Here is a 12,934-nt window from a genome sequence, read left to right as displayed (position 1 = left end):
GAGCGGTCGAGGGGTGTTGGGGATCCTCGGCGATGTACTCGGCCCATTGCGGATTGGCAACGCCGTTGCCGGCTGCACGTGACCAGACGAACAGGACGCGCAGGAATCGCCGGGTGGTGGCCTCTTCCCCGGACTCGGCAAGGGCGTCTCCCGCGTTTCTGAGTCGTTCCGGCTTCCATCCACGGCTCCGTCCTTGGTGCAGGTCCGCGAGCCGCTCTGAACTGCAGGCCGAACGCTCTACCGTGGACGGAAGCCGGTGCGATTCACAAAGGGTGTACGGCGAAGTCTCGGGTTGGTACACCCTGTGATCCGTGGGGTCGGGGTATCACTTCCTGTGATCTCAGTAAGTCGCGTGTGTCAAGGAGCGTGCGGGAGGACTCCAACGATGAAACAGGCTTCTGCCGATCTGGGCCGCACGCCTCGCCGCGCGCTGAGGCTGCAACCGACCTTGGAGCAATGACGAGGGGCCCCGGCCGGTACGCATCCGCCGAAGCCCCTGAGGCCGCACCTGGTCAACCCCGGACGCGCGTCTCCACAGAGACGAAGGGCGGGCCGGCTATGCCGGCCCGCCACATCAGAACACGATGACTTTCACTAGGCTGCTACAGGGCGAGGCGCACCGGCCCGCCGAGCATGTTCCCGGCGGCGTCCACTGCACGGAACACCACCACGGACCCCGCGCGGAAGGAGACCGGGCGGGCGTAGACGACCTGGACGGAGGTGCCGTCGGAGGCCCAGCGGGTGCTCCACGACGACGCCGCGTCCATGCCGATCCCGAACTCGCCCGGGTCCAGCGGCTGGTCGAACCGAAGCGTGAACCCTGCGGAACTCACGTCGCTCACCATCATCTTCGCGGTGAAGCCCGTCGTGGCAGGCACCGACACGGGTCGCGCACCGGTGTCGGTGGCCGAGTTCGGATACAGCGGCCAGCGGCCGTGGAAGTTCCCGGACAGCGGCGTGTTCTGCAGGTTCTGCGACGCCCAACTGGGCTTCTCGCCGAGCGCTGAGGTGAACCCGTCGGTGTTCACGCCGGCGTAGTTCGGCACCTGCGCCTTCGTCAGCTTCAGATCCACGGCGAAGGTGAAGCCGGGAAGCGCCTGGAGCTTGAGATTGCGTGCGCCGAACGCGAAGCTCACCGTCCCGTCCCAAGGGCCGTCCGGCGCACCGGTCAGCTTCAACGACGCGCCGAAGCGCTCGACGTAGCCCTGGTGCTGCCCGTCGTCGACGATGCTCGCCGTCAGCCTGTCACCGTTGACGAACATCTGTACCGGGTCGTCGGCCGAACCCCAGTTGGCCAGGGGGCTGGAGAACCCGACCGCCATGCCGTCGGGCACGCCGCTGGTGAGATTCAGGCCGTGGCGCAGAGCGTCGCTGAGCGAGAAGCCGGCCAGCTCGATCCGGTTCTCGTCCTTTCCCGGCCCGCTCACGTCGGCGACGTACCGGCCGAGCTTCGTCTGAGCCCCGGAGAGCGAGAACGTCGCGACACCGTGGGGCGCGCCACGCACGAGGCGGGTGCCGTCGGGCAGGGTCAGCCGCACCTGGTGCGCGTCGGTGTGGAAGCTCAGCTCCCGCGCCAGGCCCGCGGTCACGAACGTGTCCTCGCTCCACAGCACGAACTTGCCCGGCCGCGCCCACGGCACGAAGAAGTTCTCGAGGTCGTAGGGATTGCGGGTCATGTCGGCGATCGAGGCGAACGTCGCCTCCGGGTAGATCACGCCGCTGCCATCGATCGCGGCGCCGTTGGAGCCGGCGAGCGAGTCGAAGTGCCGGCGGGTGAGCGCGGTGCGGCGGCCGAAGGCCTTGTCCATGATCGCGATCAGGTCCGGCAGATCCCGGTCCTGATTGGCGTGCTGCGCGTCGCGCACCACCCAGCCGATGTTCCCGCCGGCCCCGAGCAGTTCGTACGCCTCCTTGCCGGCCTGCATCGAGAGCACCGAGCTCGGCGACCCCAGCCAGGCCTGCTGCGCCTCCCCGGTCCAGAGGATGAAGGGCCGCGGGGCGACGAGCGCGGCGACGGCGTGCAGGTCGAACGGGGAGTGATCGGTCTTGTCCGGCAGGAAGTCCTGGGCCTTCGAGCAGAACCACGCCGACTCGCTCGGGTTCCCGATCGCCCGCTGCACCGTCTCGTTCAGCGAATAGATCTGGTCGTATCCCGAGGGCACGTTGTAGGTGAACATCTCGCTCTCGGTCCGGTTCCGGAAGCCGGTCAGACCGCCGCCGCCCGGGTCGCTCGGTGCGGCGACGGCGATGCGCGCGTCGAAGGCCGCGGCCAGCGCGGCGGCCTTGCCGTTGCGCGAGACGCCGGTGACGGCCGTACGCCGCGGGTCCAGGTTGAACCGGCCGGCGCCTGCCGCGTCGTTCGCGATCGCGTCGAGGATGCGGCTGATCCCCCAGGCCCAGCCCATCAACGCGCCGCTGTCGAACTCGTACACGCCCGCCTGGTACGGGTAGAGGACGTTGTAAGCACCCGTATGCGGGTTGTTCGCACCGTCGGAGTAGACCGAGCCGGTGTTCATGGCGATGTACCCGTACCCGTTGGCCTTGAGGGTCGCCACCTGCTCCGCGGACAGGCTCCCGACGACCAGGACGGACGGGTAAGGCCCCGGGATAGCGGTGTCGACCCCTTGTTCCGGCACCGAGAACGCGTCGATCTTGATCGTGGCTGTGGTGCTTTCGGGGGCGGAGGGGTCGGTCACGTCGACCACCATCTGCGTCGTCGCCGGCACCGCGACGAGCAGGCTCGCGTGCGAAGGCGTGCTCCAGCTGTCGCCCACCGCCCAGCTCTGGAAGCCGGAGGGAGCCGTGTACGTCGAGGTCGCGATGAAGGACATGACCGGGCTGATGACGAATGTGGAGGGATCGAGCGTGTACGAGCCCGATGGCAGCGTCACCGTGAAGGTGGAGAAGTCGAAGGCCGCGGAGAAGTCGACGACGGAGGTTGCCGGAACCTGCACCTGCCGGAAGATCGACCCGGCGGCCGGCGTCGGGTGCTTGTAACCGTAGAGGTAGTACTGCATCAGGTCGGAGAGCTCGGCGGCACGCGCGGGCCACTCCGAAGCTCGCGTCACCCGACCGCGACCGGGCTCGAAGAACGCGAACAGATCCGGCAGGCTCCCGGTCGAAGGCATCCGCGTGACGTCCGCGGGAAAGTACGACCGCGGCGCCATTGCGCCGCCGACACCGGCGGCGGAACCCGACCCCGCTGGTGCGGCCCAGGCCGTCCCCGCCGCGGTCACCGTCTCCAACCCACTCACCCCGAGCGCGGCGACCCCCACGCCGCTCAGGAACATCCGCCGTGAAACACCGGGCCGCGCCGTCGACCGAGGATCCGACATCGCACCCTCCCATTTCCGAAAGTTTCGAATGTTTCTATGAAAACTATCTGCGCAACTCGGAGCCTGCCCGCAGGTCAGCGCACTGTCAAGAGCCCGGATGTGAGCCCTGAGATGGATGTGACGCGGCGTCGGCGCCGATGGGCCCCCTGACGTGTGTCGCGGGGCCGCCGAACTCGACTGAAAATTTTCCGAAAGAAGCTCGAACGTTCGCGCCTGTCTCACTCTGTGACATGACCTCGTGCTCGGGCCCGACGGCCGTGCTCTACCCCGCCGCCGACCGCGCTGAGGCGCTGCGCATTGCCCCGCACTGGCTCGCCGGCTGTGATGACGCGGAGCACGAGTGACACGCGAGTGGAAACGGCAAAACAGTGCCCTCATACGGTGCGAAGGCCAGGAAGCAGGCTTCATGTATGTGGAGATGGTGGGCGACCGCCAAGGTTGCGGATTGGAAAGGGCCTACCACGCCCTCGTCGGCCCGTAGCGGGAACTGTTGCGATGTCCCAGACAAGGCAGCTCGCGAATCAAGGCTCGTAGGCGCCGGCCATGCTTATGCGTGGAAACATAGGCTGGCCTGGCGCTCGATCAGAAGCGTGGGCGAGGGCAGCCGAGCCGGCGGGCGCCGCAGATTTCAAGCGCAGAGCACTGGTTTTGCGCGAAGTGCTTGCGAGAGCGCGCCGACGCTCACACCCACGATGGCGAGGAATCGCCATGGCCGACTGGGCGACGAAGCATCCGTCGGGCAAGTCGGGATCGGCGATGCGTTCGAGCGTGACGTCAAAGAACGCACGAGCAGCGGCCACGAGGTCCGAGCGGCACACGCCAGGGCGGCGTAGTACTTGCCGCCATAGCGCGCGGCATAGGGATCAAGGCAGCGTAGAGAGAGCTTCTCCTTGCCGCCGAGATAGGCGTAGATGGAGTTGCTGCGTTCGGTCGAGCGCTACCTACACAACCTCCCCGGGGCCGATTTGGGCGCGGCGCGGGCGATCGCACGAGTGAGGACGACCGGCGCGCTCTATCCGCAGATCAAAACCAACTACGACCCGTCGTCTTCGGCACGTTCGAGCATAGCCTCCGTTCGACCCATGACCGCGGCGAGCAAGCACCTTCTTCTCCCAAGCCAGGAGGGCATCGTCGATGCGATGCTGGGCTCGGCGGGCGTGATCGTGCGGTGTTGACCCGGGGCGCCGGGCTTCTAATCTGTGACGGGTAAGGCGCTGCCAGGAGCGGTCAGCTCAGTGACAGCGCCCAGGTGCTCTCCGTCTGTCCCGATCATGTGCACGGCGTGGAGCACATGAGGGTTGGGTGTGAGGTGGGGCGGGACCATGAAGTAGCCGTCGGTGACGGTCGCCACTGCTTCGCATTGTTCGGTGACCACCCGCACCGAGGCCGCGATGTGGGTACCCACCGACCCGATGACGAGGCTGCCGGCGCGCCCCAGGGAGATGTGGTTGCCGGGTTCGGCGCACGCGCCGAACCCGGCGGCACTCTGGCCATCCGGGCCGATCACATCCACGTGGTAGCAACGGGATCTGACTCCCTCGGCCGTGCCTCGTACTGGCGGTACTTGATTCGCAGAGCGTGCACGCTGCTGCGAAACGTCCGGCGGCTACGCCCGGTAAGCGGCGGCCTCTCATGCAGCGTCTGGATCAACTTCGGTGCGGTTCAGTCTGGCAAATCTACTGGATTCAAACGCAGCGAGAGACCGTTGATGCAGTAGCGCTTGTCAGTGGGCGTGGTGAACCCTTCGCCTTCGAAGAGTTCGCCGAGATATGAGCCACACTGGGTGCACAGGACAACAGGGGCCTGCCCGAACGACGACCCGACCGTCACTGAGTCGAGGCTCTTGGGGTCGAAGAACGACGGCCAGCCGCAACGGGAGCCGAACTTCTCTTCGGAAGTGAAGACCTCGGGTACGGCAGTCGGACTTCGTGGACTGACGTAAAGTCAGTGCTTTTGAGCTGCAAGGTTTTTCAGCTCAGCGAGCGGCTGCGGCAGCAGCGGGAACGGAAGCGGGCCGCTCCGTGATCTCCATGTTGTGACGCAATCGGATCAAGGAACGGCCTTCTCGGCCACTCTGGCGGGAGGGAGCGATCGGGCACGAGCGCCCCGACCAATTCAGGACGCCAAGCAGTCTGTCGGCCTGGATGAGACCCAGGTGCGCGGCTATCGCGCTTGGAAACGGCACACCGCCCTCGCCCTGGCCGCCTACGCGCTGCGGGCCGTCGCATCGGCCCTGGCCAAAGCGGCCCACCCACAACCCGTCCTGCCCGACGACGCGGACCAGCGGGCACCCGTGGACTGTGGCATGACCGCATTGACCGTTCCCGAGATCCAGTGCCTCCTGACCAGGGCCAACACCTGGCGAATACCGGCGAGACAGGACCTTGAATTCCGCTCACGGCGTAGTCGCGCGTCTCGGCCAACGAGGCGGGCCGGCGCGGCTACGCTGTCCCCGTGATCGATCAGGACGCCGTACAGGCGGCGGTAGACGGGGAACTGCGGCTGCTGGACCCCGGCGTGCGCGCATCTGCCGCGCTGAGCTCACAGCTGCTGGATCCCGAGTTCGTCGAGTTCGGTGCGTCCGGAACACGCTGGGACCTTCCATCGATCCTCGCGATGATGAGCTCGGAATCACCCTCGACCGAGCCACCTATCGAGGTCAGCGAGATGTCGGGAACCGTCCTTGCTCCGGGCGTCGTCCACCTGACATACCTGTCCGACGGAGCCGGGCGACGCGCACGGCGCAGCTCCATCTGGCGTCAAACGCCGAAAGGATGGCGCCTGTACTTCCACCAAGGGACTCTGACAGGCGCTTGACGCCCTGCTCCCATCAGCTGTCGAACAACGTCCTTCGCGGGCTTACAGCAGCATCAGCCCACGAAGTGCGACTGCCGACCCAGGTAACAGCATGAGTCTCTGGCCCGCCCGGCCCGGCCGACGTCGTTGCGAATGTCATCGTCAGCGCTGTCCGGAATGGACCGCTGAATCGTTGCCGAGCTCGGTGAGCTTTCGTGCCGATGGGCTTCCCGGCGCCGCGTGATAGACCACGATGAGCTGGCCGCTGGTTCCTGCGACGGCAAGCCGCTCGAACTCCAGGCTCATCCGGCCGACTACCGGATGGTCGAAGTGTGAGACGCCCGATCCGCCCGGGCTGACATCGTATCGAGCCCATAGGTCTTGGAATTCTCGGCTTGCCGTAGACAACTCGTTGACCAACTCCACCACGCGGACGTCGTCGAGTTCCGTGCCCACGAGCGCGCGTAGGCTCGCCACGGCACGGCTGCTCATCTCGTCCCAGTTCAGGTAGAGCTTGCGCAGGTCCGGATCGAGGAATGCAGCGCGGATGACGTTGGATCCCGGCTGGTTGGTCGGGGTAAGAGCTCTGGCGAGCGCGTTGGATTCGAGGACGTCCGCGTAGCGATTGAGGATAATCACGGGAGTGGACGACCACCATGTCGCGATCAGCTCGCGGATTCCCGCGCTCACCTGGTCCGGCTCCGGCTTGGAAGGTCTGCTCGGCCGGCGAGGCGATGGGCCGGCGAGCGCGTGGAGGTGGGCGACGGCAGCCGCGTCCAGGCGCAGCACACGGGCCAACCCATCCAGAACCTGACCGGATGGATTCGTGTCGCGCCCTTGCTCCAGTCGCAGGTAGTAATCGGGGCTGATTCCCGCGAGCAGCGCGACTTCCTCCCGGCGCAGACCGGACACGCGCCGCCTGCGTTCCCCAGGGGACAACCCGACGTCCTCAGGCTGGACGACCTTCCTGCGCGCCCGTAGGTAGTCGCCCAGCAGGTTCCCGCTCATGACTCCTACGGTACGTCGCGCATGCCCTGGTCTGCCAGAAAGGGCCGTCGCCGCCTGTCAGTCCTGGTCGCCTGCGACCAACCGCGCCGCCAGCGCCAGGCCGTGGGCGCCTTCGACAGCCTGCCGAGTCATGTCGGGTACGTCCCGGCCCAGCGCCTTGACCGCGGCGTCGAAGATCTCCATGTCGATGAGCTGCAGCGTCGACAAGTGCTCGGCGTTGTCTGTTGTCACCGGCCCGCCAAGCGCCTGCAGAGCGAAGCTCGAGCCGCTCCCGGCCAGCAGGATGTCGACGAGGGCCTCGATCTCGAGTCCCAGATCCTTGGCCAGACCAAGGATCTCTTGGACATTGCGCTGGTTCATCATGAGTAGCGTGTTGTTCATGAGTTTGCTGAGCTGGCCGGACCCGGTGGGCCCCATGTAGGTGACTTTCTTCGAGAACGTTTCGAAGATCGGACGGCACCTCTCGAAGATCTCCGCCGAGCCGCCCACCATGGTGCTCAGTCGGCGCGCCACCGCGCCGGCGTTGCCGCCGCTGACCGGCGCATCGAGTACCTGGATGCCCTTGGCCGCGGCCAGCTCGGTCATCTTCGCGGCGAACTGCGGCAGGCCAGTGCCGTGGTTCACGATGACCGAGCCAGGCTTCATGCTCTCGAGGAGGCCTCCTCCGGTGAGGACGTCCTGGATATCGGCGTCTTCGCGTAGGCAGAGCCCGACCACGTCACTGGCGCGGCCGAGTTCGGCGACGCTCTCATGGATTGTGCGGGGGAGCCCTTCAAGCGCGGTGAGCGAGCGACTGCGGCGGGCCCAGACGTGGAGCGACTCGCCGGCGCCGGCGATTGCGCGGGCCATGGGGGCACCCTGGTCGCCCAGACCGATCCACCCGATCTGATCTCTCGTCACATGGTCATTCACGTCATTCTCCGTTCCCCAGAAGATCCCGGCGTTTCAATGCGCTCGACTGGGGTGTCAGCGCCCGGCTTCGCGCAGGAAGCGGTGCGATGTCTCCCAAATGCGGTCGGCGTTCTCGGCGTCGAGTGCGTACGGCGCCACGCCGCGCGCCCATCCGTTTCCGTCCAGCACCTGGACCGCCTCGTTGCAGTCCTCGAAATAGCGTCCGCCCACGCCGGCGAGCTGAGGCGAGGTCGCCACCAGGATCGTGGTCGCTGCACCCTGCTCCACGGTCTTCCGCTGCTCCTGGGGCGTGCGCAGCCCGCCTGTGTGCTTCTGGAGATTGGTCGCGATCGCACCGGGCGCCAGAGCATTGACGGTGATGCCGTCGGCAGCCCATCGCTTCTGTGCGGCCACTGCGAACTGCACGGTCGCGGTCTTGGACTGACCGTAGGCTCCGATCGGCTCGTAGGCACGGTAACGGTAGTTGATGTCATCGAAGACCACCGGCGAAATGAGGTGCCCCTGGGACGCGACGACAACCACGCGCGCGTCCCCATCAGCGGCCAGGGCGCCGTGCAGACCGTTCGCGAGGGCGAAGTGGCCCATGTGGTTGGTCGCGAACTGCATCTCCCACCCCTCAGAGGTGCGCTGGAGCTCCGGGATCGCCAGTACGCCCGCGTTGTTGATCAGCAGATGCAGTGGCCCGTCCCACGAGTTGACGAACGCCGCGACCGAGTCCTGGTAAGAGAGGTCGAGGCGAGCCACGTGGATGTTCTTGTTCCCCGTCGAAGCCGCGATCTCCGTGGCGATCTTGTCACCGCCGTCCGTGTTGCGAACAGCGAGAGTGACCTCGGCGCCCACGGACGCCAGCACCCGCGCCGTCTCGATGCCGATCCCTGAGGACGCACCGGTGACGACCGCGCGCCGGCCGGTGAGGTCGATGCCACCCGCGACCTCGGCAGCCGTGGTTGAGAAACCGAACGGAGTGGTAATACGAGTCATCGTGCCAGGCCTTACCTGTAGATATCTTCTCCCGGGCGAGTGCACGCCATGGGCGAATCGAACCGACAAGCCCATGATGCGGTGGCGGCCAGGGCGCAGCTAGAACCCTCTTAAGCCTAGGACTAGCGGGACCAGGTCAGCCGACCCCCGTGTTCGGGCGACGCAGACGCGCGGCGGCAGATGTCGCCCGAGTGGTGCAATCTCCGCGACGGGGTGTGTGTGAAAGTGGGTCTTTCGCACGTCAGGCGGTGTGCGTCGCGAGGAGAGGGCGGCGAGCGCTGGTCAGATCAGCTTCTTCCCCGTAGACAGACTCAGGAGGCTTCCGTGTCCGCTTCGTCCAAGTCCACCTCGGCCGCGATCCGGCCGTTCACCGTTCCGACCGCTTCGGAGTCCGAGCTCATGCCCGGATTGGCAGAAGGCGGCATCTGGTAGGGCCGAGCGCTCAACTGCGTTCAACGGGCACCGGGCCGCAAGCTGGTGCGTCCCAGTGTCGTCCGCTGTGGTCTGCTCTTGATCGACTGTCGTCTGACGGCTTCTGCTGTCGTCTGTTGCCGGGGCTTTCGCTGACTTCCTGCTGACTGCTCGGCCTGCCACGATAACCTCGTGACACGGGATGGAACCGGCATCTGGGCGCTACTCACGCTTGAGCGACCGTGGCGAACCGTGGCCGATGGAGTTGCTTCGGAGTCGCTCATTTCCACAGTGTGGTCACAGCGCTGGACTGGCCGACCGACTATTGGCCCGCCCTCGCGCTGAACCGGCTCGAGGAAGGCTTTCCCATCGACGCAGCCATTGTGGAGGCGCTCCGCAGCCTCCATGAGCGGCCTGACATGTCTCAGCACATCAGACATCGACGGGCACGCATCGGGCACGTCATGTTTGTGCGGTGACCCCTGGTTGGTGCCAACCGCTCGTAGTCCGCCATGCTGGCCTGGTGACTTCTGATCAAGCTGAGTATGTGAAGGTGCGATTCGCGCTCGAACGCGATGCTGATGGTTGGCCTCCCGCTGGTAGTGAGGGATTGTGGGCGGTCGACCTCGGCGACGGGCTGGTACGGATCGACAACAATCCGTGGTTCGCGCGCAACGTGGCTGCCGGTGACGTTGTTCGTACATCGACTGACGATGACGGGGTCCTGTGGTTCGCGGAAAAGGTCGAGTGGTCCGGCAACTGCGCGATCCGTGTCGTGCCGTTCGCCAAGGGCGCGCTGGCCGGCAGCCGTCAGGCGGTCATCGACCTGTTCGCGCCGCTCGGGGTCGACGGCGAGGGAATCGAGCAGTTCGGCATGGTCTCGCTCGGTGTCCCGCCCGAAGCCGACCTGCCGCGGGTCAAGGGCCTGCTGGTTCGCGGAGTCAGCGAGGGATGGTGGGACTACGAAGAAGGTTGCATCGGCGACACCTGGGCAGAGGTCGAGCTCGCCGAATGACGTGACCCTCTCGATGCGAACTCGGGGCACTTGGGTGACGAATACGGGCATAACTCCGCGAGGTAGGTCGGCGAACGTCGTTTGACCGCGCCTTCCAGCAGGCCTGTTGCTGTACTTCCCTGCTGTACTCGCTTCGCGTCCGGCCGGCGTAGGCGAAGATGGCGCCCATGAACGACGACGAGCTCGTTGCGGCGCTGCGGGCCGACGCGGTCAGGTCCGGGAACCTGCAACCGTCAGCCACACAGGACGCGCTTGCTGAAGCCGAGCGAATCATCGGGCTTCCCATCCCGACATTGCTCCGTCGCCTGTACCTCGAGGTCGGCAATGGAGGCTTCGGTCCGGACCTGATGGGCGTGCGGGGCGGGTTCCCGAGCGCGAACTTCGATGACATCGCGGACCTCTACCAAGACGGCCCCGACCCGGACGGCGTGATACCCGATGGGCTCGTCCTCGTGTACGACTGGGGTTGCTCGATCTGGTCGATGGTCGACTTTCGCGACCCGGTCGGGCCCGTGTGGCGCGCAGAGAGCGGCGCACTCTCTCAAGAGACCACAACGCTCGCCCAATGGCTGAACAGCTTCATCGAAGAGTCCGACTAGCCGGCTCGAGCAGTGGCACGTGCCGCGCACACGCTGGGCCACATTCGACGCAGCGGGGCTGCTCGGATCAACCCCGGGGGCTGCGCGACGACTATGTCGCCGTCCTCGTCTGCCTGATCATTCCCTAGAGTGCAGGACCCCTGGAGAGGGCAACGTGACGCGACACTGCTACGTGGCCGTCCCCGACCGGCCCCGCGGATGCGGGGTATCGCATCGAGCAGTGTGAACAGTCGGGTGCTGTCGTGCCTGTTGCCGCCGGTCAGGCTCGCGGCGAGCGGGATGCCCCGGCTCTCCCGTATGCCTTAGCGGTTCTCGAGGAGTCTGTTTCGCGGCGGCGCCCTGGGTGCCGCCGGTCGGGCCGGATACGCGCGGCTTCCTGCGTGTTAACCTCCGTGATGAGAGGCGACTCTATTCATCCTGCGGAGGAGCACCATGGACGCGACCGCGGCGCGGGCCGAAGGCGGCCGGGTCAATCAGAAGAAGCGCACCCGCGACGCGATCGTGCGCGCGGCGGCGGAGCTGATGCTCGCCGACGGCGAGTTGTCCATGCCCGCGATCGCCGCAGCCGCCCTGGTCTCGGAGGCGACCGCGTACCGGCACTTCCCGGACCTGGCCGGCCTGCTGCGCGAGGCGATGAACGATCAGCTGCCTGATCCCGCCACCGCGCTGGCCGCGGTGGCGGATTCGCCCGACCCGGTCGAACGCGCGGGGTATGCGGCGGAATTCCTCGCTCGGCACGTGCTCGCCCGGCAGAGCGCGGTCCGCACCATGATCGCCGCGACGATCGCCAAGCCGGGCGCCACTGCCATGCGGCCCGGTCTGCGCGTCGGCCTGATCGACTATGCACTCGCCCCCGTCACCGACCGGCTGGCGGCCGCGGATCCCGAGCGCCTCGCCCGGCTCAAGCAGGGCCTGTCGGTGGTGATCAGCGCCGAGGCCGTGCTTTCGCTCCTGGATCTGTCCGGCCTCTGCGCCGAAGAGGCGGTCGCGAGCGTCGCCCACACCGCGAAGCTGCTGACCAGTGCAGCCATGTCCGAGGCGGGTGGCGCACAGGAATGAGAGCTGACTCTCATCAGTAAAGCTGGCTTGCATCAGTGGCCCGGGTTGGCTAACTTCGTGAGAGTCAACTCTCATGAAGGAGTAGCCATGGTGCCCACGTTCCTTTTGCTGCACGGTGGCGGCGGCCCGGCGACGGTGAGCGCGTTCGCCGACCTGCTCGCGGCCCGCGAACAAGTCCGCGTGCTCGCGCCGACCCACCCCGGCTTCGCCGGCACCGACCGGCCCGAGCACCTCGCGAGCGTCGCGGCACTCGCCCGGCACTACGCGGATTACCTCGACGAACAGGACGCGCAGGACGTGATCGTCGTCGGCAGCTCGCTCGGCGGATGGATCGCCGCCGAACTCGCCCTGCTCGGCAGCCCCCGCGTCCACGGCGCCGTGCTGGTGAACGCCGTCGGGATCGAGGTGGACGGCCACCCCGTCGCGCAGGTCGCCGGCCTGAGTCCGAGGGAACTGGCCCGCCTGTCCTTCCACAACCCCGCCCTCTCCCCGGCCGCGAACGCCCCCGCCGGCCGGCCCGCGGGACCCGGACCGGACATCCGTGCCCTGACGGCCTATGCCGGGCCGACGATGTCCGATCCGACCTTGCGTGAGCGGCTGGCGAAGATCGAGGTGCCGGTGACAGTGGTCTGGGGAGAGAGCGACGGCATCGTCGACGTCGCCTTCGGACGCGCCTACGCCGAGGCCATCCCGGGAGCCCGCTTCGTCCTGCTGCCCGAGACCGGCCATCTGCCGACCGTCGAGTCGCCCGAACGACTGCTGGCCGTGGTACGAGCCTAGTGTCCCTCACCGCAAATTCGCTGCAGAAATCGGCCCCA

Annotated in this window: 11 protein-coding genes and 1 pseudogene; 6 read left to right on the top strand and 6 right to left on the bottom strand. The window is 67.0% G+C overall.

The window, feature by feature from the left end:
* Positions 1-602: 602 nt before the first annotated feature.
* On the bottom strand, positions 603-3,128 hold the full coding sequence (locus tag ACTRO_RS07410; protein WP_157435906.1) for a glucuronyl esterase domain-containing protein: 2,526 nt from the start codon (positions 3,126-3,128) through the stop codon (positions 603-605).
* Positions 3,129-4,246: 1,118 nt separating this feature from the next.
* Between ACTRO_RS07410 and ACTRO_RS07405 the strand changes: the two genes are divergently transcribed.
* A complete protein-coding gene (locus ACTRO_RS07405; RefSeq protein WP_034262226.1) occupies positions 4,247-4,510 on the top strand; it encodes a hypothetical protein in 264 nt (87 codons plus the stop codon).
* Positions 4,511-4,527: 17 nt separating this feature from the next.
* Here the strand turns inward: ACTRO_RS07405 and ACTRO_RS07400 are convergent, their stop codons facing one another.
* Entirely contained in the window at positions 4,528-4,842 is a 315-nt protein-coding gene (locus tag ACTRO_RS07400) for a hypothetical protein (RefSeq protein WP_157435904.1), read from the bottom strand.
* Positions 4,843-4,997: 155 nt separating this feature from the next.
* Positions 4,998-5,243 (bottom strand): annotated as a pseudogene (locus ACTRO_RS50845) (peptide-methionine (R)-S-oxide reductase); the annotation flags it as partial.
* Positions 5,244-5,789: 546 nt separating this feature from the next.
* Between ACTRO_RS50845 and ACTRO_RS07395 the strand changes: the two are divergent.
* On the top strand, positions 5,790-6,152 hold the full coding sequence (locus ACTRO_RS07395) for a nuclear transport factor 2 family protein (RefSeq protein WP_034262221.1): 363 nt from the start codon (positions 5,790-5,792) through the stop codon (positions 6,150-6,152).
* 141 nt (positions 6,153-6,293) lie between these two features.
* On the opposite strand, the gene ACTRO_RS07390 is transcribed toward ACTRO_RS07395, so the two are convergent.
* From ACTRO_RS07390 to ACTRO_RS07380, 3 genes are read right to left on the bottom strand one after another with little or no spacing between them, the layout of a single operon-like run.
* Positions 6,294-7,139 (bottom strand): helix-turn-helix transcriptional regulator, encoded by an 846-nt coding sequence (locus ACTRO_RS07390; RefSeq protein ID WP_034262219.1) that lies wholly within the window; start codon positions 7,137-7,139, stop codon positions 6,294-6,296.
* Positions 7,140-7,196: 57 nt separating this feature from the next.
* Positions 7,197-8,075: an NAD(P)-dependent oxidoreductase gene (locus ACTRO_RS07385; protein WP_342673754.1), complete on the bottom strand. Its 879-nt coding sequence runs from the start codon at positions 8,073-8,075 to the stop codon at positions 7,197-7,199.
* Positions 8,076-8,105: 30 nt separating this feature from the next.
* Positions 8,106-9,032 (bottom strand): SDR family NAD(P)-dependent oxidoreductase, encoded by a 927-nt coding sequence (locus ACTRO_RS07380; RefSeq protein ID WP_034262213.1) that lies wholly within the window; start codon positions 9,030-9,032, stop codon positions 8,106-8,108.
* 934 nt (positions 9,033-9,966) lie between these two features.
* Here ACTRO_RS07380 and ACTRO_RS07370 point away from each other — a divergent pair.
* The 4 genes from ACTRO_RS07370 to ACTRO_RS07355 all read left to right on the top strand — a co-directional run bounded on the left by ACTRO_RS07370 (position 9,967) and on the right by ACTRO_RS07355 (position 12,896).
* Positions 9,967-10,458 (top strand): DUF4265 domain-containing protein, encoded by a 492-nt coding sequence (locus ACTRO_RS07370; RefSeq protein WP_051450462.1) that lies wholly within the window; start codon positions 9,967-9,969, stop codon positions 10,456-10,458.
* A gap of 167 nt (positions 10,459-10,625) precedes the next feature.
* Positions 10,626-11,057 (top strand): SMI1/KNR4 family protein, encoded by a 432-nt coding sequence (locus ACTRO_RS07365; protein ID WP_051450461.1) that lies wholly within the window; start codon positions 10,626-10,628, stop codon positions 11,055-11,057.
* Positions 11,058-11,489: 432 nt separating this feature from the next.
* Complete coding sequence (locus ACTRO_RS07360) at positions 11,490-12,116, top strand: TetR/AcrR family transcriptional regulator (RefSeq protein WP_034262204.1); 627 nt, start codon at positions 11,490-11,492, stop codon at positions 12,114-12,116.
* A gap of 87 nt (positions 12,117-12,203) precedes the next feature.
* On the top strand, positions 12,204-12,896 hold the full coding sequence (locus tag ACTRO_RS07355) for an alpha/beta fold hydrolase (RefSeq protein WP_034262202.1): 693 nt from the start codon (positions 12,204-12,206) through the stop codon (positions 12,894-12,896).
* The last annotated feature ends 38 nt before the right edge of the window (positions 12,897-12,934 follow it).

Origin of the sequence: Actinospica robiniae DSM 44927, from assembly GCF_000504285.1 — a bacterium.
GTDB lineage: Bacteria > Actinomycetota > Actinomycetes > Streptomycetales > Catenulisporaceae > Actinospica > Actinospica robiniae.
Note: the sequence above shows the minus strand (reverse complement) of the source record. Positions and strands in the feature narration are given on the sequence as shown.